Consider the following 22216-nt stretch of genomic DNA (forward strand, 5'->3'; position numbering starts at 1 on the left):
ACACCGTGCCTTTCGATTCGGCGCTGGCCCGTCGCCTCCGCGAGTGCGACGACTTCTATCGACAACCCGAACTCGCCCACCTCAGCCCGCAGCGCCGCCGCACCGCGCTGGAACAGCTCCGCCAGACCGGCACTTACGTGCAGACCGCCGAGGAGATCCTGATCGGAGCCAAGCTGGCTTGGCGAAATCACGCCCGCTGCGTCGGCCGGAAGCATTGGCGCTCCTTGAAACTGCTCGACGCGCGGCGGGTGCGCTCGGCGCGCGATCTGGCCGAGGTGTGCTGGCAGCACCTGCACATGGCGACCAACGGCGGCGCGGTGCAGTCCATGATCACCGTCGGGCCGCCGCGCCAAGGTGACGGGCGCGAGTACCGCATCGTCAGCCCGCAGTTGCTGCGCTACGCGGGCTACCGCAACGGCGACGGGACGGTCACCGGCGACGCGGCCAATGTCGCGATCACCGAATTCGCCGGGAAGCTCGGCTGGCGCGGCGCGGGCACGCCGTTCGACATCCTGCCGGTGCTGATCAGCACGCCCGACGAACCGATCAGGTGGTTCGACGTGCCGAAAGAGCTGGCGCGCGAAGTGCACATCGAGCATCCCGACTTCGAGTGGTTCGCCGGGCTTGGCCTGAAATGGCATGCGGTGCCCGCGGTTTCCAACATGAATCTGGAGATCGGCGGCATGACCTACCCGTTCGCGCCGTTCAACGGCTGGTACGTCGGCACCGAGATCGGCGCGCGCAATCTCAGCGACACCAACCGCTACAACATGCTCCCGCTGATCGCCGACATGATGGGCCTGGACACCTCGCATCCGCGCACCCTCTGGCGCGACCAAGCCCTTGTCGAACTGAATCGCGCTGTGCTGCACAGTTATCGCAAGGCGGGCGTGCACATCGTCGACCACCACACCGTCGCGAAACAGTTCTGCGATCACGTGGCGAAGGAACAGCAGGCGGGCCGCGCCTGCCCCACCGATTGGAGCTGGATCAACCCGCCGATCTCCGCGAGCCTCACCCCGACCTTCCACCGCTACTTCGACCCGCCCGACGACAACTTGCGCCCCAACTTCGTCCACCGCGAAACCACCTGAGTCCCCGCCGGTCCGGTCCGCGCTGTTCCGCGGGTCACAGACCAGTTTGCCAACGGGCAGACGCTGTTACGGTAAACGGAGAATGCACCTCCGGTTAAACGTTTCGGGCGTTTTGTTCAATGGCGAAGGAGGCCACGGGCGATGGTGGCTGTCGGTTTTCCCGGTCCGCAGCTGGAACTCGGAGTTTCGGTCGCCGGAACGCTGGAACGATTGCGGACGGCGGTGCACGGTCGCGGCGGGGAGGCGATCCGGCAGCTGGCGCTGATCACGGTGCTCTATCTCGGCTACCGGTTCGGTCGGCTGATCACCGCCGACGACACCGCCCGCGCCTTCGGCAACGCGCACGATCTCCTCGGTGTCGAAGACCGGCTCGGGATGCTGGCGGAGACCACGGTGCAGGCGCCGTTCCTGCGCTGGGATCTCCTGGCCGTCTCCGCCAACTTCTATTACGCGACAGCCCATTTCACCGTCGCCGTCGGAGTGATCGTATGGCTGTGGGTCTTCCGCCCCCGGCACTACCGGCTGACCCGCAACCTCATGGTCGGCCTGACGGGCACGGGACTGCTGCTGCACGTGCTGCTGCCCCTCGCACCGCCGCGCATGCTGCCGGAACGCGGTTTCGTCGACCTGGCCGCCCTGCACGGCCAATCCGTCTACGGCCCAAGCCATGCCGATGGCATGTCGAACCAATTCGCGGCCATGCCATCGCTCCACGTCGGCTGGGCACTGCTACTCGCCGTCGCCGTCATCGCCGCGACCCGCACCCGCTGGCGCTGGCTAGCCCTCGCCCACCCCGCCCTCACCACCGTCATCGTGATCGGCACCGGCAACCACTACTGGCTCGACGCCATCATCGCGGTACTCCTGCTAGCCGCTATCGCGGTGCTGCACCGCATGATCCTGCCCGCCCCATCGACCTGGGCACCACCGGCAACCCCGCGACACCCTCCGAGTCGCGGCTAGCGCCCCCCGTCCACCAAGGCACGCAATCCGGCCGAAAGTCACCGTAAGCGGCCGAAAGTCACCGTAAGCCGGTCCACCGCGGAGGCCACGTCCAGTCGGTCTGGCGGAGGAGGGTGGCCTTCGGTCGGTTACCGCATCGATCACTCTGGGCGCGGCGGTAACTCGAGTTTTGACCTGCGCGGCGGCGGCGCGGCCCATGCCGCCGCGCCCTTGATCTTGTATAGCGGGCCGTCGAGGCCAGAGTAGCGACCAGAGTAGAATCCTGAACTGCCACAGCTTAAGATCGACGTGCTGCACAGAGGGGGGAGACTCGAAGCGTCGAATAGACGGCCGCTGAACGACCGGCGGGTGTGCCTGATCACCGGTGCTGGAAGCATGCTGGCGACCGGCGTGGTCGACGGCGACGTGGCGCTGGCCGATTTCGCCAGCATGGTCCGGACGAAGGTGCTTCGTGCCACTGCGGATGGCGACACAGCTGGCGCAACGGAGCAGTGTGCCGGGGAGAATTCTCGCTGAGATGGAACCGAAGCGGCCCGTTCTTCGTCCAACCTCGTATGAAACCCGACATACAACCGCTGACGGCGCGCAGCGGCAGGCCAAGATCGCCGAATCGCCGCGATTTCTTGGTTTGGGGGTGAGGATGCGGTTGGTGAATGGCGTGGTCGTTGGTGTTTCCGACGACACCGGGCCCTGTGGTGATTCTATGAATAGAGGAAAATCATGACCGATTTCAAGGTTATTCCCGATGACCTGGACAAGGCAGCAGCGGCATTGCTGAAAATTGCCGAAGAAAACGTCAAAGCCGTTGCCTACGCCAAGGAATGGATGGACCTGGAAGGAAATGCCGGCGCTATTCTGAAAGATATAATTCAGGCGCTCGACGAAAATTGCTCCAGAATCGCGTACAACTATGAACGCCTCGGCGTGATGACTAACTTGTCGGAGCAGGAGCTGCGGAAAGCCGCCCAGATGTACCGGACAACCGACACAAAGAACGCAGCCAATCAGGATGCGCTATACGTCAAGGCGGAAGGCGAATGACCGAGTCTCCGATCGAAAAACTGACCGCGCCAGACGATGTGGATTGGTTTCCAGGTTCAAGCGTCGCCCAATTCATTCTCGGCGGCGATTTACTAAGCATCTCCGGCGTTGTGAATCAGATTATCGACACGATCACTGGGTGGAACGCGGTTGAATCGGTAACCAGTAACTTCGGCGGGGACTGGAAGGGGCTCCGCAAGTCCGTTGATGCGTTCAGAAACCTAGCCGAGTACAACAATGCATATGCCGCGTCGGTAAAGGCCTCCACTGAATACTTCAGCACTTCATGGCAGGGGAATGCGGCGACTAGTGCAGTCGAATACTTCGACGCACTCTGCACGGCCCTGGAAAATCAGGCGGCGGCGCTGAACAAGCTCGCAGACGAGATAAACCTTTTTGCCGAAGCGTCCTACCTGATGATTCAAGCGATGAACAACATCGTTCAGATGATTGTCGACCTCGCGATCATTTTGATCGCGTCAATCATCGCTTACGGTACCGGAATCGGAGCGGCGGCGTCGGCGGTAAGTGCCGCTATTTCGGCGTCGATGATCGCTAAAGTCGCGGCAGCCATGAAACTCATCGGCGAAAGCCTTGTCATCGCCGAAGGGGTTTTGGGCCTGATCCTTACCGGACTTGCTGCAGCGCAGGGTGAGGACAAGCGTACGCAGCTTCCCAGCCTCGGAAAGTCCTACAATCACAGTGCGGTGTAACTATGAAACCAGATAACGAGCCGATGCTTGACACCGTTGGCGGCGATATAGGAATGTCGCGGCATATTGCGAATGCCCTTACTGTCATTGCCGATCGCACTCACGACAACAATCTCAAGGGTCTGTTGCGGGAGATCTTGAGTGGCCGAGGCAGCATTCGAGACCTCATACGCAACGAGGAGTTCCTTCGCCTCGGCGAGACCGTCGTTCCCCCTGCTATCGCGGAATTGAAGTCACTGACCCCGGAGGAGATGCAGCGCCTCGCAGATCAGGGAAATGCGGTCCTGGATCGGTACCGGAATGAGGTTCCAGCCAATCAGCCTCAGCCGGAACAGGATGCTAGTTATGAATCGAAACATTCAAGCCCGACTCGAGATGCGGCTCCTAATTCAGTAGGCGTTGATTTCCGCGACCTTGCGCGGGATTCTCCAACACTGCCAGGAACACGGAAGCCCAACCGCGACAGAATTGTATGGCCGGACGACGATCTGGACGAAGACGACGCGTACTTCCGGGATCGTAACCAGCGGGGCTGGCTACAGTGACCGGAAGTAATGAACGAAGCCTCGGCCCGCCAATGACCTATCAGCGGCCAGAGACGAACGCGAGCGATGTCGTAATTCGGTTGCGCCGGTCCTCCGGATCTGCCGCGAATACCGGGCCTGTGTGGTTGGATCGACTGAGAGCCATGGCACCCCCACCGCTCGAACTCGAGATCGATCAACCGCTGCCACCGATATGTAGCAGACATGGACGTTCGGAGGTTTCGCGCCGTCCGGTTCGTGTGTATTTCTTCGACTCCCATTCCCGTCGCCGATCTCCCTCAGTTGTGCCCGAATTCTCGGTCGCATCCGTGCTACAGCCGGAGTTGCGTCAGAGAAGAGTCTCGACCGTCATCGTTGGGGAATGGCCACTCTGCGACCGGTGTGTACGCTCCGGCCGACTGGGTCGCCGTATCGCACGGTTCTTGTATGCAGCGATGGCTGCCAATCTGGCAGCGTTCGTGATCGTGGCGGCAACGAAATTCGAGCCCCTGATCATCCCGGTTTCGGCTGCGATCCTACCGGGTTCACTCCCGCTCGGTCTGTTAGCGGCGGTTTGGATCACCAAGAAGGGAGTCGAACCGGTGATATTCCGCCCCATCTACGATGTACGCTTCGCCTTCGCGCAGGCTCATCCCCGCTTCCGAGCGGCGGTCGAGAAGGACCCGCGTTACAAGCCACCCTTGGATTGAGTGGGGATGGGCATTCGCTCTGTGGCGAGTGGACCTGCTGTGGATGGCTCGACGCCAAGGCGAGATCCACGGCTGGACCCGTAGTCGGACGGATCCGCGGCAACGCCAAAACCTCGCCCCGCTCACATAGTTCGGCAGTGATCCGCGGGGAGCCGTGGGCGCCTGCGGAGTCGGCGTGCACCTCGGTGATCTTCACCCCGAGGTCGGCGCGGCCTGCTGTCGTGGCGGTCAAAACCGTTGCCGCAGCCCATTTCCGTGTACGGAGTGAACTATTCCAATCTATGCCCAACTGAGCGAAGGGCCCAACGATTTGGATCTCTGCTACGCCCCAGCGGAAGGCTCGACGATTCGGATCTCTGCTCTACCTGAGCCGAGTATCCGAATCATGTTCAGCCCAACCACAACCTGGGGGTCCGGGGGCGAAGCCCTCCGGGCGGGGCGTGGGGGTCGCACCCCCACAAAACATTGCGAAGCGAACCCAGCTCATGCTCTCCATGAGCATGGTTCACCCATGAGCGCAGCGGAGACGGAGGGATTTGAACCCCCGGTCGCTCTCGCGACGCTCGCTTTCAAGGCGAGTGCATTCGGCCGCTCTGCCACGTCTCCAGGCCCACGATCCTAACGGACGGCTCAATCGGCTCGCTCGCCGATTATCTTGTCGATGCGGGCGAACACCTCGCCGACGACCGCGAGATGTTCGGGGACCAGCAGGTCGATGAAGTCGTTGCGGACGGCTTCGACGTGGCCGGGGGCGGCCGCTTCGAGGCGGCGCATGCCCTCGTCGGTGAGCTCGGCGACGACGCCGCGGCCGTCCTCCTCGCAGGTGTTGCGGCGCACCATGTGCTGCGCCTCCATGCGCCGGATCTGGTGGGTGAGCCTGCTGCGGGAGGAGAGCACACCGTCGGCGAGTTCGCTCATGCGCAGCGCGCGGCCCGGCGCTTCGGAGAGCAGCACCAGGATTCGGTACTCGGCGAGACTCAGATCGCTGTCGCGCTGCAACTGCTTGTTCAGCGCCGTCATCAGTCGCTGATGGCCGTCCATGTAGGCACGCCATGCTTGCTGCTCCGTCGGGCTCAGCCAGCGCGGCTCGGCCGTGCGACCGCTCGGTTCGGGTTCCACGGACCTATTCTAAGCGGCCCTGAACTGGGCAAACTTGGGTTCTTTTCACCGGACGGCGGCGATCGTGCCGCGATTCGGATCGGTGACGTTCGCGCATCCGGACAGCCCCAGCGCCGAGTCGAAGTCGGCGAGCAGCAGCCGCAACGCGTGCCGGGCGCCGTCGCGGCCGGCGATGCCGAGACCGTAGGCGTACGGCCGCCCGTACAGCACCGCCTTGGCGCCGAGCGCCAGCGCGATCAGCACGTCCGCGCCGCTGCGTACGCCGGAGTCGAACAGCACGTCGGCGCGGTCGCCGACGGACGCGACGACCGCGGGCAGCGCGTCGAGCGCCGCGATCGAGCCGTCGACCTGGCGGCCGCCGTGGTTGCTCACCACCACCGCGTCGGCGCCCGCGTCCACCACGAGGCGGGCGTCGTCGGGATGCAGGATGCCCTTCACCGCGATCGGCAGATCGGTCCATTCGCGCAGGTGGGCCAGGTCGGTGGCGCGCAGGTTGTGGTTGCCGAACAGCCCGACCCAGGTGAGGATCGCGATCCGCATGGCGTCCTCGCTCTCCTCGGGCGGCGTCGGCAGCTTCGCGCGGAACACCGGGTCGGACAGATAATTGGCGATGCCCTTGCCGTGCAGGAACGGTAGGTGCGCGAGCTCCAGATCCTGCGGCCGCCAGCCGAGGGTGGGAGTGTCGACGGTGACGACGATGGCCTTCGCTCCGGCGCGCTCGGCCCGCTGCACGAAGGAACGCGCAAGCTCCGGATCGTTCGGCCAGTAGAGCTGGTACCACCATTCGCCCGCGGCCGCGCCGACCTCCTCGATGGTGGACGACGCCGCGGTGGACAGCACCGAGCCGATCCCGAGCTCCTTGGTGACCTCGGCGACGATCACCTCGCCGCCCTCGTGCATCAGTTCGAGAACGCCGATCGGCGCGGTCAGCACGGGCGCGGCCAGCCGGGTGCCGAGCACTTCCACGGAGAGATCGCGCGCGCCGGGGCCGGTGGTGCCGCGCAGCATGCGGGGGATGATCCGGTACCTGTCGAAGGCGGCGCGGTTGGCGGCCGCGGTGCGTTCCGCCGACGCGCTGCCCGCGACGTAGGCGTATTCGGCAGGTCCGAGGACTTCCTTCGCGCGTTTCTCCAAACCGTCCGCGGTCATGGGCAACTCGGGCACGATGCCGCCCAATCCGCCCAGGTAGATCTCGTTCTGGAAGTCGATGAAGCTGCTCACGCGGGGAACGCTAGTCCGTTGTGTTCGTTCCCGCATGATGCTCGGCCGATCGGCCGCGCCTGTGTCACGAGCGGTCGGCGGGGCACTATGGGGTGATGCGCGCGATCGAGCTGACCGAATTCGGCGGACCGGAAGTACTCAGCTGGGGCAAGGCCGCCGACCCGGCGCCGGCTCACGGCGAGGTGCTGATCGATGTGGTGGCCGCGGGGGTGAACCGCGCGGATCTGCTCCAGCGTCAAGGCCGCTACAACCCGCCCGCGGGCGCCAGCGAGATCATCGGCCTGGAGTGCTCGGGCGTCATCGCCGAGGTCGGCGATGGTGTGCGGGACTGGCGGGTCGGCGACCGGGTGTGCGCGCTGCTGTCCGGCGGTGGCTACGCCGAACGCGTGGTCGTCCCCGCGGGCCAGGTCCTTCCGGTGCCGGACGGCCTCGACCTCGCCGCGGCGGCGGCGCTTCCCGAAGTGGCGGCGACGGTGTGGTCGAACCTGGTGATGACGGCCGGTCTGCACGCGGGTCAGCTGGTGCTCATCCACGGCGGCGGCAGCGGCATCGGCACGCACGCCATCCAGCTGGCCGTGCACAAGGGCGCGCGGGTGGCGGTCACCGCGGGCTCGGCCGAGAAGCTGGCGCGCTGTGCCGAACTCGGCGCGAGCGTCCTGATCAACTACCGGGAGGACGATTTCGTCGCCGTGGTCCGCGCCGAGCGGTCCGGCGCGAACGGCCCGGGCGCCGACATCATCCTCGACAACATGGGCGCGGCCTACCTGTCCCGCAACGTCGAGGCGCTGGCCGCGCACGGCCACCTGGTCGTGATCGGCATGCAGGGCGGGGTGAAGGGCGAACTGAACTTGGGTGCGCTGCTGTCGAAATGGGGTTCGGTGCACGCGACCAACGTGCGCAACCGCCCGGCCACCGGCGCGGGAAGCAAGGCCGAGATCATCGCCGAGGTGCGCGGGCACGTCTGGCCGCTGATCGCCGACGGCACCATCGTGCCGGTGATCCACGCCGAACTGCCGATCGCGGAGGCCGCCGAGGCGCACCGCATGCTGGACGCCGCCGACACCTTCGGCAAGGTCGTCCTGCGGGTGGACGCGAGCTGAGCCGGGCTCACTCCAGCGCGGCGAGCGCGCGGCCGAGCTGGTCGATCTCGAATTTGGTTGTGTAGGGCGCGAGTCCGACGGTCACGGCGCCGCCCTCGTCGTTGACGCCGAGCGCGTCGAGCAGCCTGCTTCCGCCGTGCACGCCGCTGAGCGTGCCGATGCGGGCATCGGCCAGTTTGGCGGCGATCTTCTCCGCCTGCATCCCGGCCATGGTGAAGCTGACGGTCGGGATGCGGGTCGAGGCGCGGCCGATGACGGTCAGGTTCGGGATCTTGTCCAGCACGTCCATCAGGTGCTCGAACAGCTGATCGTGGTAGTCCTGCAGCGAGGTGATGGAGATTTCCAGCCGCTCGCGGCGGGTGCCCGTGGCCCGCTCGTCGAGACCGGCCAAGAAGTCGATGGACGTGGTGAGCCCGGCGAGCAGCGCGTACTGGTGCCCGCCGACCTCGAGCCGTTCGGCGCCTTTCGCGTAGGGATTCAACGACATCGACGGAATCCGGTCCAGGAAGGCGGGATCGCGGAACACCAGCGCGCCGATCTGCGGCCCGCCCCACGCGGGCGCGCTCAGGGCGACAACGTCGGCGTTGAGTTCGTCGATATCGATGAGCGCGTACGGCGCCGCGCCGAACGCGTCGGCGACGAGCAGACCGCCCACCTCGTGCACCCGGTCGGCCGCCACCCGCACGGCGGGCGCGGAGCCGACGATGGGCGAGGCCGCGGTCAACGCCACCAGCCGGGCCGTCGGTCCGATGAGCTCCTCGAACTGCCAGGACGGCATCTCGCAGGTCTCGATCTCGACCTCGGCCCAGCGCACGTGCGCGCCGTAGCGATTGGCGATACGCAGCCAGGGCGCGACGTTGGCCTCGTCGTCCAAGCGGGACAGCACGATCCCGGTGCCGAGGCCGAGCCGGGAGCTGAGCGACTCCGCGAGCCAGGCGAGCAACACCGCCCGATCCGGGCCGAGCACGACGCCCGCCGGATCGCCGCCGACCAGGTCGGCGACGGCCTCGCGGGCGGCGTCGAGGATGGCCGCGCTGCGCACCGCCGCGCCGTTGCGGCCGATATGCGAGAACGACGACGTGCGGAAACCCGTTGACACGGCACGAGATACCGAGTCCGGGACAAGCATGCCCGCCTGCGGATCGAGGTGGATCCAGCCGTCGCCCAGGGACGGTATCAGGCCCCGAACCCTCGCGACGTCGTAAGTCATGTTGGCCACTCTAAGGGCAGCGGGCGAGGCCGCGTAACCGCCTTCCCTTCCCCGGCCGCTCGCGAACGCGACGACGAGGGAGCCCGCCCGGACCGGCCATCGGCACCCGGCCGCGGCTTCGAGGGCGCCGCGGAGCTGGGCATACGAATCAGCATGGCAACCGACTTTCAGCAAAATCCGAACCACACGACCCGCACAGAATAGTCGGCGCCGCCCTGCCGCGGCACCGACCCGCCTGGCCCGTTCAGCGCCTCCGGCGACCGGACCGTTCAGCGCCTCCGGCGACTGCCCCGTTCAGCGCCTCCGGCGACTGCCCCATTTAGCGCCTTCGGCGCGGACGCGACATGATAGGGAACATGACGCATTCGGATGAGTCACCCGATTCCATCGTCGTGGTCGGACCCGACGGGCAGCCGCTGGTCATTCCGGCCGACGCGGGCACCCCGCTGACCGGACAGGTGGTCACCGACAGCGACAAGAAGGCCGACAGCTCCAACGACCGCGAGGATTCGGGCGAATCACTCGCCGACATGGTGGAGCAGCCCGCCAAGGTCATGCGTATCGGCACCATGATCAAGCAGCTGCTCGAGGAGGTGCGCGCGGCTCCGCTAGACGACGCGAGCCGAACCCGGCTCAAGGAGATCCACAAGTCCTCGGTGCGCGAGCTCGAGCAGGGTCTCGCGCCCGAGCTGCGCGACGAGCTGGAGCGGCTGACCTTGCCGTTCACCGACGACGCGGTGCCGTCCGACGCCGAGCTGCGGATCGCCCAAGCCCAGCTGGTCGGCTGGCTGGAGGGCCTGTTCCACGGCATCCAGACCGCGCTGTTCGCCCAGCAGATGGCGGCCCGCGCGCAGCTCGAGCAGATGCGCCAGGGCGCGCTGCCGCCCGGCATCCACGCCGTCGACCCGCGCGGCGGGCGGGGCGACCAGGCGATGGGCGGTTCGGGCCAGTATCTGTAACCCCACCTTGCGGGTGACGAGTTTCGCGCGTCCCGCGTGTACCAGCGGACCCGGTGCGAGGATGCAGGGGTAGGGTCGAGCACCGTGCCCGCCGCTGCCGCTCGCCCCGACTCCGATGAGAGTACGGCGCGTCCTGAAGAGAGCCCAGTGCGTTCAGATGACAGCTTGCGTTCAGACAGTTCCGAGACCACCGATGAGGGTCCGGTGAGTGCCGAGAGCACCGCGCCGGCGCAGCCGAGCGGAGCCGAGGCGATGCCGCCGCTGGTCTCCGACTCGCAGACCTTCCGGCGCGCGGTCAAGGACATGGGCGACGGCTTCCGCCAGCGCGAACTATGGCTCTCGCTCGGCTGGCAGGACATCAAGCAGCGCTACCGGCGCTCGGTGCTCGGTCCGTTCTGGATCACCATCGCGACCGGCGTGCAGGCTGCGGCGATGGGCGTCCTGTACGCGACGCTGCTCGACCAGCCGCTGCGCGAATACCTGCCGTACGTGACCGTCGGGTTGATCGTCTGGAATGTGATCCAGGCGAGCATTCTCGAGGGCTCGGAGGTGTTCATCGCCAACGAGGGCTTGATCAAACAGCTTCCGTCCGCGCTGAGCGTGCACGTCTATCGGTTGGTGTGGCGGCAGTTGCTGTTCTTCGCCCACAACATGGTCATCTATGTGGTGCTGCTCGGCGCGTTCGGGATATGGGAGAACCTGCGCTGGTCGAGCCTGCTCGCGATACCCGCGATCGGATTGATCTTCCTCAATTCGATGTGGGTGTCGATCGTGTTCGGCATCTTCAGCACCCGCTACCGCGATATCGCGCCGATTCTCAGCAGCACCACGCTGATGCTGTTCGTGCTGACGCCGGTCATGTGGACGACCAAGACCTTGGAAGAGCAGATCGGCGGCGCGAGCGATCGGGCCCGGCTGGTGGAGATCATCCCGACCTTCCACTACCTGGAGATCGTGCGCGCTCCGCTGCTCGGCGAGCCGCAGGAGCTTCGGCACTGGGTGATCGTCGGCACGATCACCGTGGTCGGCTGGATCGTCGCCGCCTTCGCCATGAAGCAGTACCGTTCGCGCGTACCGTACTGGGTATAGGAGCCGCTGCGATGAGCCGTGTGAGTATCGAAACCCGCCAGGCGTGGGTCGAGTTCCCGATCTTCGACGCCAAATCGCGGTCCCTGAAGAAGGCGTTCCTCGGCAAGGCGGGCGGCGCGATCGGGCGCAACCAGTCCGACGTGGTGGTCGTCGAAGCGCTGCGCGACATCTCGCTGTCGCTGAAGGAGGGCGACCGGATCGGTCTGGTCGGCCACAACGGCGCCGGGAAATCGACGTTGCTGCGGCTGCTTTCGGGCATCTACGAACCGTCGAGGGGTAGCGCGCGCATTCGCGGGCGGGTGGCGCCGGTGTTCGATCTCGGCGTCGGCATGGACCCGGAGATCTCCGGTTACGAGAACATCATCATTCGCGGGCTCTTCCTCGGGCAGACCCGCAAGCAGATGCTTTCCAAGATCGACGAGATCGCGGAGTTCACCGAGCTCGGCGAATATCTGCAGATGCCGTTGCGCACCTATTCGACCGGTATGCGGGTGCGGTTGGCGATGGGCGTGGTCACCTCCATCGACCCGGAGATTCTGCTGCTCGACGAGGGCATCGGCGCGGTCGACGCGGAATTCATGAAAAAAGCGCGGCTGCGGTTACAGGAACTCGTCGCGCGTTCTGGCATCCTGGTGTTCGCCAGCCATTCCAATGAATTCCTCGCTCAGCTCTGCGATTCCGCGCTGTGGATCGATCACGGACAGATCCGTTTGCGCGGCGGCATCGAAGAGGTGGTGCGCGCCTACGAGGGTCCGGACGCCGGAAACCATGTCGCGACCGTGCTGAAGGAAATGGCAGCGGAGCGGGCGGCGACCGAAAAGACCGAGGACAGCGCACGAGAACTGGAGCGGAACAACGCATGAACGAGCCGACCGGGCAGAACGCCCCGATCACCGCTGGGGCCGACGCCCCGGTCGACTCGCCCGCGCCGGAGGTGGTCTACACGCCCACCGACACCGGGCCGGACGCCCGCGTCATCGCCGTCGTGGTCACCCACAAGCGCCGTGAGCTGCTTGCCGAATCGCTGAAGGTCGTCGCCTCGCAGTCCCGGCCGGTCGATCACCTCATCGTGATCGACAACGGCAACGAGCCCGAGGTCGCCGAACTGGTGAAGCAGCAGCCGGTCGAGACGACCTACCTGGGCTCGGCCCACAACCTCGGCGGCGCGGGCGGTTTCGCGCTCGGCATCCTGCACGCGCTGTCCCAGGGCGCGGACTGGGTGTGGCTGGCCGACGACGACGGCAGGCCCGAGGGCGCCGAGGTGCTCGCCACGCTGCTGGGCTGCGCGAAGCGGCACGGCCTCGCCGAAGTCTCCCCCGTCGTCTGCGATATCGACGACCCGGACCGGCTGGCCTTCCCGCTGCGCCGCGGCGTGGTGTGGCGGCGGTTGCGCTCCGAGCTCGGCGACGAGGACTTCCTGCCGGGCATCGCGTCGCTGTTCAACGGCGCGCTCATCGCCACGGCGGCGGTCGACCTGATCGGCGTGCCGGACCTGCGCCTGTTCGTGCGCGGCGACGAGGTCGAGGTACACCGGCGGCTGGTCCGCTCGGGCCTACCCTTCGGCACCTGCCTACAGACGGCCTACCTGCATCCCAACGGCGCCGCCGAGTTCAAGCCGATCCTGGGCGGCCGGATGCACACCCAGTACCCCGACGACCCGGTGAAGCGCTATTTCACCTACCGCAACCGCGGCTACCTGATGGCTCAGCCGGGTATGCGAAAGCTGTTGCCGCAGGAGTGGATCCGATTCTCCTGGTTCTTCCTCGTCACCCGCCGCGATCCCGCGGGTCTGAAGGAGTGGTTCCACTTGCGCTCGCTCGGGCGAAACGAGCAGTTCGGCAAGCCGGAGAAGTAGTTCGATCCCGGCGAGAGCACAAGCGGGCCGATAAATCGGTTGCGGGGGTGGCTCGGCGTCTGGCAAGGTTTCGGGGAGTTGGCGGTTCGAGACGGAAGTGAGGAGGTGGAGATCGTGACGACGAACGTTCGGGTTGTCGTGCCCGCGTGCGCCGCGCTGCCGCGTGCCGCCGCACCGCACTCCACCTCTGTTTCCTCTCGCTGAACCCCGGTCGGGTTCGGCGCCCGACGAATGGATTCCTCCCATCATGGTCGACTACGACCTGCTCGTCCCTTACGGCTGGACGGAAGCCGTAGCCAATGAATACGCCGCGCTCATCGACGACGGGTGCGTGCCTGCGCGGGTGATCCGGATGGATCGCAGCGAATGCGATGTGGCGACGCCGGAAGGGTGGGCGCGGGCCAAGTGCCCGCGCTCGGATGCCGAGCCGAGCGGCTTGTGCACCGGCGACTGGGTGAGCCTCGACGCGCAGCGCAACGTGCGCGCGCTGCTGCCGCGCCGCTCCGCGATCGTGCGCTCCACGGCGTCGCGGCGGTCCGAGGGTCAAGTGCTCGCCGCCAATGTGGACACCGTGCTGGTCTGCACGGCAGCCGACGGCGATGTCGACCTCGGCCGGATCGAACGGATGCTCGCCCTGGCGTGGGAGAGCAACGCGCAACCGGTCGTCGTGCTCACCAAAGCCGATGCGGCCGAGGACATTCCCATCGAAAGCGTGCAGGCCGTCGCGCCCGGTGCGACGGTGCTCGCGGTCAGCGCGTCCAGCGGATACGGGATCGATGTGCTCACCGCCGTGCTCGACGGGACGGTCGCGCTGATCGGCCCGTCCGGCGCGGGCAAGTCGACGCTGGCCAACGCGCTGCTCGGCGCGGAAGTGTTCGCCACCAACGCCGTTCGCGCGGTGGACAAGAAGGGCAGGCACACCACCGTGCACCGGGAGTTGCGCCCGCTGCCCAACGGCGGAACGCTCATCGACACGCCAGGTCTGCGCGGGATCGGTCTGTGGGATGCCGCCGAAGGCATCGAGAAGACCTTCAGCGACATCGAAACCTTCGCGGCGGACTGCCGTTTCGCCGACTGCTCGCACGAGGGCGAACCCGGCTGCGCGGTGCGCGAGGCCATCGAGACCGGGGCGCTCACCCAGCGCCGGTTCGACAGCTATCGCAAGCTCGCCAAGGAGAACGCGTGGATGGAGGCCAGGGCCGACAAACGGTTGCAGGCCGAACGCGATCGCGCTTGGCGCGGCATCAGGAAGCAGCAACGCCAGATGTACCGGGAGCGGGGATCGCGGCGCTGATCTCCTGAGTGAGGCCGCCGAGCACCGGCAACGGGCGCTCGGCGGCCTCGCCACCTATGCAACTGGTTGCATAGGGCGCTGCGATACGCTTAGCCTGCAAGACGTGGCGTCGCGGGCGCGTCTCGTCCGCGGCACGAACGACAGGAGCAGGTCATGACGGAACCGGGTTCGAAGCCGCTGGCGGGCAGGACGTTGATCATGTCGGGCGGCAGCCGGGGCATCGGTCTGGAGATCGCCAAGCGCGCCGCGGCCGACGGCGCCAACATCACGCTGATCGCCAAGACCGATCAGCCGCACCCCAAGCTCCCCGGCACGATCCACACCGCGGCGGCGGAACTCGAGGAGGCGGGCGGGCAGGTGCTGCCCTTCGTCGGCGACGTGCGCATCGATGAGTCGGTGGCCGAAGCGGTGCGCCAGACGGTCGAACGTTTCGGCGGCATCGACATCGTGGTGAACAACGCCTCGGCGATCGATCTGTCCAACACCGACGCCCTATCGATGAAGAAATACGACCTGATGCAGGACATCAACTGCCGAGGCAGCTTCCTGCTGTCCAAGCTGAGCCTGCCGTACCTGCGCGAGTCGGCCAAGGCCGGGCGCAACCCGCACATCCTGACCCTGTCTCCGCCGCTGAATCTGGACCCCAAGTGGGCGGGCGCTTCGCTCGGCTACACCATCGCCAAGTACGGCATGTCGCTCACCACGCTCGGCCTGGCCGAAGAGCTGAAGAACGACGGCATCGGCGTGAACTCGCTGTGGCCGCGCACCACCATCGCCACCGCCGCGGTCCGCAACCTGCTCGGCGGCGACCAGATGATCGCCACCTCGCGCACCCCCGACATCTACGCCGACTCCGCCTACCTGGTGCTCACCTCGCCCGCTGAGAAGACCACCGGCAACTTCTTCATCGATGACGAGGTGCTCGCCGCCCACGGCATCACCGATCTCGACAAATACCGCGTCGTCCCGGGCGACGCCGAGCTCACCACCGACCTCTTCCTCTGAACACACCACCGGTTCACCGACCGAAGGTCACCTTCACCGGGTCCGGCGGGGTCGAGGTCACCTTCGGTCGGAATGTTCGGCAAGCTGCCCACGGGCCACCGATCGCCTATTGCCTGAAAGTCGCTGGCGGAGAAGTGTGGGATGTACCGGTGGCGCCACCGGGCGCTGCCTCGTGCAGAAAGGGGGTGGATCGTGTTCGCACGTTCTACCACTATTCACGCGCAACCCACCGCTATAGAGGCCGGGATTGCGCACGTGCGCGACGAAGTAATGCCCGCGCTGGAAGGCATGCCGGGCTGTATCGGGTTGTCGTTGCTGGTCGACCGGGGATCCGGGCGTTGCATCATCACGACGGCGTGGGAAACCGAGCAGGCGATGCGCGACAGCGCGGTCCGGGTCCGGCCGATCCGGGAACGGGCGGCGGAGACGTTCCGCGGTAACGCGGAAGTCGAAGAGTGGGAGATCGCGGTGCTGCACCGCGACCATCGCTCGCAAGAGGGCGCCTGCGTGCGCGCGGTCTGGGTCGAGGGCGACCCGAATCGAGCCGACGCGGCGATCGAGGGCTACAAGTCCCGTGCGCTGCCGGGGATGGAAGAGCTAGAGGGTTTCTGCAGCGCGAGCCTGATGGTCCACCGGGCCTCCGGACGCGGCGTCTCCTGCACCACGTTCGACAGCGCCGACGCGATGGACCGCAACCGCGAGCAAGCCAAGCGGATCCGCGAGGCCAACACCCGGAACATGGGCCTCCGGGTGACCGACGTCGCCGAATTCGAGCTGGCACTCGCGCATCTGCGCGTACCCGAACTGGTCTGATACCAGCGCGGCGCCGTCGGATGGACGGCGCCGCGGCCCGGCTCAGTCGTTGATGCCGTAGAGGCGCTCCCAGTTGGCACGGCTGGTGAGTTCCGGCATGGCGGCGCGGTAGCGCTCCTGCAGGTCGGGCAGCTCGCGGCGCAGGCGGCGCAGCACACGGAACGTCCGCAGCAGCAGCTGGCGGGCGCGGGCTTTGTCGCGCTGTCGCACCCGGACGCCGGACTGCGAGGCGTCGGTGACCACGACGTGGTCGAACAGCGAGACGTGCCACCAGTGCGCGTCCTCGCGGGTGACCCCGATCAGGCCGTGCTGGGTGCGGCCGAACCACTGGTTGATCGCGCGCTTGACGAGCACCAGCGCTTCCCGGCTCGGCTCGCCGCTCGCCCTGCGCAGCTGGATGTCGGCCGCGCGCACCGGCGGCGTCGCGGCCGGGTGCTTGATCGTCTCGCCGTAGTCGGCGCGGCTGGTGCGGGCGGCGGCCAGCGCGGCGATGCCGCCGTCGCGCAGGATCTTCGGGCCCTCGAGGAAGTCCTCGATGCCCTGCAACGTCGTGTGCACCAGCCCGTACTGCATGGCGACCAGGTGCTCGGCGATGTTGCGGAACAGCTGCTTGGTGATCTTCTTGCCGTCCAGATCGGCGTGCATGGCTCCGACGATCAGCGAGTTGCGCGTGCTGAAGTAGCGCGCCCAGTCGTCGTAGTCCTTCCAGTAGAAGTCCGCGTGCCAGACCGCCGCGTTGGGCAGCGTGACGGTCACGAACCCGTGCTCGCGCGCCCGCACGCCGTACTCGACGTCGTCCCACTGGAAGAAGATCGGGATCGGCAGGCCGATCTTCGCGACCACCTCGGCCGGGATCAGGCAGGTCCACCAGGCGTTGTAGCCGGCGTCGACGCGGCGCTCCTGGTTCTTCTTGAGCATGCTCGTGTTGCGCAGCGCCTTGGGCACCTTCTGGCCGTGCCGCAGCTCGTGCAGGTGCACCTCTTCGGCGCCGACGTTGAGGTAGTCGGGGTTGAGCAGGAACAGCATCTGCGCGCCCACCAGGGTGGGTTCCACGGTCAGGTTGGCGAAGGCGTTGAGCCGCAGCACCGTTTCCGGCTCGCAGAGGATGTCGTCGTCCATCAGGATGACGTCCGCGTGCTCGTTGACCGCGGAGACCTCGTACAGACCGCGCGTGAAACCGCCCGCGCCGCCGAGATTCGGCTGCCGGATGTAGCGCAGCTTGTCGCCGAAGACGGGCTGCACCTCCTGATAGCGCGGCCGGTCCTGCACCAGGTCGGTGCCCTGGTCCACCACGTAGACCGCGTCGATGGCGGCGAGCACCGTGGGGTCGGAGGCCAGCGCGGCCACCGTCTCGGCGCAGTCGGCGGCGCGGTTGAACGTGCAGATCGCGATGGCCACCGGGCGAACCCGCTCGGGCGCGACGGAGGTCCAGGTGAGTTCGGAGATGCCGAGCTCGCCGCCGTCGGCGTCGAACTCCAGCCACAGCGCGCCGCCGTCGACGTACTGGTCGAGCGGCGCGGTCAGGGTGAGCGGGCCGCTCGCGTCGACCTTGGCGGTGTCGATGATCCTGCGGTGGCCCGCGATGTCGGAGGCGACCAGGCGGACCCTGGCCTTCTTCGTCACGTCGAGCACCATCGTGGCGCGCACCTCGGTGACCGTTGTCCAGCGCTGCCAGTAGCTGGCAGCGAACCGGCCGAAGTAGGTGTTGGTGTGGGCGGTGGCGCCCTTCTCCAGGCGCAGCGCCTGTCGTTCGCGTGCGGCGCGCCCCTTGACCACCGCGTAGAGTTCGTCGCTCACCTTGGCCGATGGACCGGTGAAGATGCCCCGCTGCAGGACCATCCGGTCCGGCGCCCGATGATCGGCACGCAGCGAGGCGGGCGCGGCGGCAGGCGTAGCGTGCTCGTTCGGTTCGGTAACGGCCTGGGTAGCCGACTGCTCCATGAAGTCCTCGAAATCCTCATTTTTTGCCGACGGGACAGACACGCCCCTGGATGCCGTGCGCGGCGGGAGCGAGGATATCAACCGACGTCGGAGCCCGCCCGTCCAGCAACCAGGGGTACCGCACCCGTTATTGTTGCTGACTATTTGCCGATTTGCCGGTGAAGACGAATTTGTCGTACGCCCAATACCGGAAGACCACCGCGACGATCTGACCGACCAGCGTTCCCGAGATGTTGTCCGAGAGCGGACTCGACAGGTCGAGAACGTAGCGGGAGAACCCGAGGCAGCCCAGTTGCAGTCCGATGGCGACGACATTGAACACGGCGTAGAGCAGATACTCGCGCGCCGGATTGTCGGTCTGCTTGTCGCCGAAGGTCCACCACTTGTTGCCGAAGTAGGTCACCACCGTCGCCACCGCGATCGCGATGATCTTGGCGGGCAGCGGCGCGTGGAAAAGCACGCCCTCGCCGCCCCAGAACACCAGCACGTTGTAGGTGCCCGCGTCGACGAGGAAACCGATCGCGCCGACCACGAGGAAGGCCGCGCCCTTGCGCAGCGCCGCGACCAGCTTCGTGATCAGCGACTCGCTCGGCGGGACCGGGGTCGGCGCGGACGCCTCGGCGGACACGGAGCGCTCGGGCGCCGTCACGGGCTGCTCGGGGAAAGACACCGGGCGACGGTACCCCAGCACCCGAATGCCTCGGGTGCGCGCCGGAGGTCCCGAGCCATGTACCCTCCCCCGTGTTCCCCATTCACGCCGACATCGAGGAATGACCCCGGGTGGACTCCACCGAGCTTCGTATTGCCGCCGTGGTCCCGTGCCACAACGAAGAGGCCTCGGTGGCCAAGGTTGTCGCCGACCTCCAAGCCGCCGTGCCGGGAATCGTCGTCTACGTCTACGACAACCTGAGCACCGACCGGACCGCCGAACTCGCCCGCCAGGCAGGCGCGATCGTCCGCCAGGAACACACCAAGGGCAAGGGCAACGTGGTGCGGCGCGCGTTCGCCGACATCGAGGCCGACGTCTACCTGATGATCGACGGCGACGACACCTACGAGGCGGCCGACGCCCCGCTGATGATCAAGACGCTGCTCGACGGCCCCTACGATCACGTGCTCGGCGTGCGCAAGCAGGACTCCTCCGGCACCGCGTACCGCACCGGCCACGAGACCGGCAACCGGGTGCTCAACGGCGTGGTCGGAAAGGTGTTCGGCGAGAACGTCGAAGACATGCTCAGCGGCTTCCGCGTGTTCTCGCGCCGGTTCGTCAAGAGCTTCCCCGCGGTCTCCCGCGAGTTCGAGATCGAGACCGAGCTGACAGTGCACTCGCTGCACCTGCGGGTGCCGCAGACCGCCGTTCCGGTCGGCTTCCGCGATCGTCCGGCAGGCAGCGAATCCAAACTGCGTACCTACCACGACGGTTTCAAGATCCTCGCGCTGATCATCGGCTTGGCAAGGCACGAGCGGCCCGTCGCGTTCTACGGCCTGTTCGGCACGCTGAGCTGGCTGGTCTCGATCGTGCTGACCATCCCGATCGTCATCGAATTCACCAGGACGCACGAGGTTCCGCGCTTCCCCACCCTGTTCCTCGGCTTCACGCTGCTGCTGCTCGGCAGCCTGGCCTGGACCGCCGGGTTGATCCTCGACGGCATCCGCCGGTCCCGCCACGAGGCGGCGCGCCTGGTCTACCTGCGCTATTCGGCCGTCGTCGCGGAGGACGACCCGTTCCGAAACGGCGGTGACGCGCCGGCCCGTGGAGACGCGCGGTGACCACCTCCGCCGATCGCGGCAGCACAGTGGGGACCACTATCGAAACGCCCGACACGGCCGACAGCGAGCACGAGCCGGCCGACAGCGCTAAGCCCGCGGAGGGCACGGAACCGTCCACAGCCGCACGCGAAGAGGATTCCGCGTCTTCCGGCGCGGCCCGAAAGGCCGGTCGCGCCATCGTCACTCGCTTCGGCGCTGCGACGGTCGCGTTCGCGGTAATCACGGCACTCTTCGGTTCGCTGTTCGCTGTACTCTCCCCGCCGTTCTGGGGCCACGACGAGATCACCCAGTTCGGCCGCGCCTATCAGGTCGCGTACGGCGGCTTCCTGCCGCAGCAGATCCAGGACGGTCGCGGTCTCGCCTACGGCGGCGATGTGCCAGTCAACGTCGACGCGCTGATGGGCTATGCGTTCCGCGACTACCAGGACAACCCGCAAGAGCCGGACCCCATGGTGGCCGATCCCGGCGAGTACGACCGGCTGAAGAGCGCTCCGGTCGACTCGCCCATGACCTCGGTCTGGTTCACCAACACGGCCGCCTACTCCCCCGTGCCGTATGTGCCCGCCGCCGTCGGCATTCGGGCCGCGGCGCTGTTCGACCTCGATGTGGGCTCGACGGTGCTGCTGACCCGGCTCGCGGGTCTGCTCGCCTACCTGGTCGTGGTCGGTTTCGGCCTGTACGCGCTGCGCGCGCACCGGGTGCAGTGGCTCGCGTTCACCGTCGCGGTGCTGCCGATCGCGGTGTTCCAGGCGGGCACGGTCACCGCCGACACGCTGACCAACGCGCTGGCCATCATGGTGTCCGCGCTGCTGATCAAGGCGCTGTTCCTCGGCGACGGCCTGAGCCGTACGGAGACGGTCGCTTTGCTCGGCGCGACGCTGCTGCTGCCGGTCAGCAAGCCGACCTACGTGCTGCTCGCCATGCTGGTGGTGCTGGTGCCGGTGGACCGCTTCGGATTCTTCGGCGGTGCGGCGGTTTCCGGCTTCACCTGGCGCAGGCTCGTGCCGTGGGCCTTCGCCGCCGCGGGCGCGCTCGCCTTCGCGGTCTGGATGAAGATCGCGGCGCCCACCGGCGACGGCATGAGCCTGATGCGACCGCCGCACCAGTGGTACACCGTCAAGCCTGGTGAACAGCTCGGTGAGATCCTCGGCGATCCATTGCATTTCCTGAGCGTCTTCGGCGACAGCATCTCCTACCGCGACCAGCGCTGGTTCACCCAGTTCTTCGGTGAACTCGGCTTCGCCTACATCGACGTGCCCGCCGTCGCGGTGCTCGCCTGCCTGCTCGCCTTCGCGGTGAGCGTCGGCATCGCGGACCGGATGAACCCGCGCACCGCCACCTTCGCGCGGACGCTGGTCGTGGCGCTCACGGTGGCGGCCAGCGTCGCGATGATCTACGTGACGCTGTACATGTCGTTCACGCCGGTCGGCTACTACATCATCGACGGCGTGCAGGGCCGCTACTTCGTGCCCTTGGCGCTGGTCGCGTTCGCGGCGCTGCTGCGCTGGATGCCGTTGCGGCTCACCGACGCTCGCGGGCAGACTCCGACGTGGGGACCGGCGGTCACGGTCGTGGTCGCGACGCTGGTCGCGCTGATCGCCTCGGTCGCGAAGTACAGCACGATCGTCTGGGGCTGATCCGGTCGAGCCGCACGGTGCGCCGATTATCCGGCTGATCAGCGCGGAACCGCTCCGGAAGCACTGCTGGTCGGCGCCAAGCGCGGTTCCACCTTCGGCGCACCGGTGGTGGGCGGTCGCCGCGGATCGTCGTAATGCGGCTACAGCTGTCGTAGCGA

21 protein-coding genes and 1 tRNA gene are annotated in these 22216 nt (G+C 67.0%); 16 read left to right on the top strand and 6 right to left on the bottom strand.

Features of this window, described 5'->3' with window-relative positions; translation table 11 throughout:
• The first annotated feature begins 5 nt into the window (after positions 1-5).
• The 6 genes from FB390_RS04870 to FB390_RS04895 all read left to right on the top strand — a co-directional run bounded on the left by FB390_RS04870 (position 6) and on the right by FB390_RS04895 (position 5045).
• Entirely contained in the window at positions 6-1094 is a 1089-nt protein-coding gene (locus tag FB390_RS04870) for a nitric oxide synthase oxygenase (protein ID WP_425465894.1), read from the top strand.
• A gap of 141 nt (positions 1095-1235) precedes the next feature.
• Entirely contained in the window at positions 1236-2057 is an 822-nt protein-coding gene (locus FB390_RS04875; protein ID WP_141807873.1) for a phosphatase PAP2 family protein, read from the top strand.
• A gap of 720 nt (positions 2058-2777) precedes the next feature.
• The gene (locus tag FB390_RS04880; protein WP_141807874.1) at positions 2778-3098 is read left to right on the top strand and encodes a type VII secretion target; all 321 of its coding nucleotides are present in this window, start codon (positions 2778-2780) and stop codon (positions 3096-3098) included.
• Positions 3095-3811, top strand: coding sequence for a hypothetical protein (locus tag FB390_RS04885; RefSeq protein ID WP_141807875.1), 717 nt, complete (start codon positions 3095-3097; stop codon positions 3809-3811). Before FB390_RS04880 ends, FB390_RS04885 begins: the two co-directional genes overlap by 4 nt.
• 2 nt (positions 3812-3813) lie before the next feature.
• Positions 3814-4356, top strand: a complete 543-nt coding sequence (locus tag FB390_RS04890) for a hypothetical protein (protein ID WP_141807876.1) — start codon at positions 3814-3816, stop codon at positions 4354-4356.
• 434 nt (positions 4357-4790) lie between these two features.
• Positions 4791-5045, top strand: coding sequence for a hypothetical protein (locus FB390_RS04895; RefSeq protein ID WP_141807877.1), 255 nt, complete (start codon positions 4791-4793; stop codon positions 5043-5045).
• Between the two features lie 521 nt (positions 5046-5566).
• Here FB390_RS04895 and FB390_RS04900 read toward each other — a convergent pair.
• The 3 genes from FB390_RS04900 to FB390_RS04910 all read right to left on the bottom strand — a co-directional run bounded on the left by FB390_RS04900 (position 5567) and on the right by FB390_RS04910 (position 7421).
• Positions 5567-5651: transfer RNA gene (locus FB390_RS04900), tRNA-Ser, on the bottom strand.
• 24 nt (positions 5652-5675) lie between these two features.
• Positions 5676-6086 (bottom strand): MarR family transcriptional regulator, encoded by a 411-nt coding sequence (locus tag FB390_RS04905; RefSeq protein WP_141811550.1) that lies wholly within the window; start codon positions 6084-6086, stop codon positions 5676-5678.
• Between the two features lie 123 nt (positions 6087-6209).
• Complete coding sequence (locus FB390_RS04910) at positions 6210-7421, bottom strand: lactate 2-monooxygenase (RefSeq protein ID WP_141807878.1); 1212 nt, start codon at positions 7419-7421, stop codon at positions 6210-6212.
• 59 nt (positions 7422-7480) lie between these two features.
• Between FB390_RS04910 and FB390_RS04915 the strand changes: the two genes are divergently transcribed.
• On the top strand, positions 7481-8485 hold the full coding sequence (locus FB390_RS04915) for a zinc-binding dehydrogenase (protein ID WP_141807879.1): 1005 nt from the start codon (positions 7481-7483) through the stop codon (positions 8483-8485).
• A 7-nt stretch (positions 8486-8492) separates the two neighbouring features.
• On the opposite strand, the gene FB390_RS04920 is transcribed toward FB390_RS04915, so the two are convergent.
• Complete coding sequence (locus FB390_RS04920; RefSeq protein ID WP_067789854.1) at positions 8493-9695, bottom strand: cysteine desulfurase-like protein; 1203 nt, start codon at positions 9693-9695, stop codon at positions 8493-8495.
• A gap of 356 nt (positions 9696-10051) precedes the next feature.
• Here FB390_RS04920 and FB390_RS04925 point away from each other — a divergent pair, with 356 nt between their 5' ends.
• From FB390_RS04925 to FB390_RS04955, 7 genes are all read left to right on the top strand, one after another.
• Positions 10052-10654 carry a bacterial proteasome activator family protein gene (locus tag FB390_RS04925; protein WP_141807880.1) on the top strand — a complete coding sequence of 201 codons (603 nt, stop codon included), beginning with the start codon at positions 10052-10054 and terminating at the stop codon, positions 10652-10654.
• A 252-nt stretch (positions 10655-10906) separates the two neighbouring features.
• A complete protein-coding gene (wzm, locus tag FB390_RS04930; protein ID WP_141811551.1) occupies positions 10907-11743 on the top strand; it encodes a galactan export ABC transporter permease subunit Wzm/RfbD in 837 nt (278 codons plus the stop codon).
• Positions 11744-11754: 11 nt separating this feature from the next.
• The gene (gene wzt / locus FB390_RS04935; protein WP_141807881.1) at positions 11755-12606 is read left to right on the top strand and encodes a galactan export ABC transporter ATP-binding subunit Wzt/RfbE; all 852 of its coding nucleotides are present in this window, start codon (positions 11755-11757) and stop codon (positions 12604-12606) included.
• Positions 12603-13598: a galactofuranosyltransferase GlfT1 gene (gene glfT1, locus FB390_RS04940; protein WP_246123858.1), complete on the top strand. Its 996-nt coding sequence runs from the start codon at positions 12603-12605 to the stop codon at positions 13596-13598. Before wzt ends, glfT1 begins: the two co-directional genes overlap by 4 nt.
• Positions 13599-13845: 247 nt before the next feature.
• Complete coding sequence (gene rsgA / locus FB390_RS04945; RefSeq protein WP_141807882.1) at positions 13846-14892, top strand: ribosome small subunit-dependent GTPase A; 1047 nt, start codon at positions 13846-13848, stop codon at positions 14890-14892.
• A gap of 153 nt (positions 14893-15045) precedes the next feature.
• A complete protein-coding gene (locus FB390_RS04950; protein WP_141807883.1) occupies positions 15046-15897 on the top strand; it encodes an SDR family oxidoreductase in 852 nt (283 codons plus the stop codon).
• 192 nt (positions 15898-16089) lie between these two features.
• Positions 16090-16710: an antibiotic biosynthesis monooxygenase gene (locus FB390_RS04955; protein WP_141811553.1), complete on the top strand. Its 621-nt coding sequence runs from the start codon at positions 16090-16092 to the stop codon at positions 16708-16710.
• A gap of 42 nt (positions 16711-16752) precedes the next feature.
• On the opposite strand, the gene FB390_RS04960 is transcribed toward FB390_RS04955, so the two are convergent.
• Together FB390_RS04960 and FB390_RS04965 are read right to left on the bottom strand one after the other, a co-directional pair.
• Positions 16753-18651, bottom strand: coding sequence for a glycosyltransferase (locus FB390_RS04960; RefSeq protein ID WP_141807884.1), 1899 nt, complete (start codon positions 18649-18651; stop codon positions 16753-16755).
• Between the two features lie 127 nt (positions 18652-18778).
• A complete protein-coding gene (locus tag FB390_RS04965) occupies positions 18779-19321 on the bottom strand; it encodes a GtrA family protein (RefSeq protein WP_185756944.1) in 543 nt (180 codons plus the stop codon).
• Between the two features lie 110 nt (positions 19322-19431).
• Here FB390_RS04965 and FB390_RS04970 point away from each other — a divergent pair, with 110 nt between their 5' ends.
• Positions 19432-20421: a glycosyltransferase gene (locus FB390_RS04970; RefSeq protein WP_141807885.1), complete on the top strand. Its 990-nt coding sequence runs from the start codon at positions 19432-19434 to the stop codon at positions 20419-20421.
• Positions 20418-22058 (top strand): DUF2142 domain-containing protein, encoded by a 1641-nt coding sequence (locus tag FB390_RS04975; RefSeq protein WP_246123859.1) that lies wholly within the window; start codon positions 20418-20420, stop codon positions 22056-22058. Before FB390_RS04970 ends, FB390_RS04975 begins: the two co-directional genes overlap by 4 nt.
• Positions 22059-22216: the final 158 nt, after the last annotated feature.

Source organism: Nocardia bhagyanarayanae, assembly GCF_006716565.1.
GTDB classification, from domain to species: domain Bacteria; phylum Actinomycetota; class Actinomycetes; order Mycobacteriales; family Mycobacteriaceae; genus Nocardia; species Nocardia bhagyanarayanae.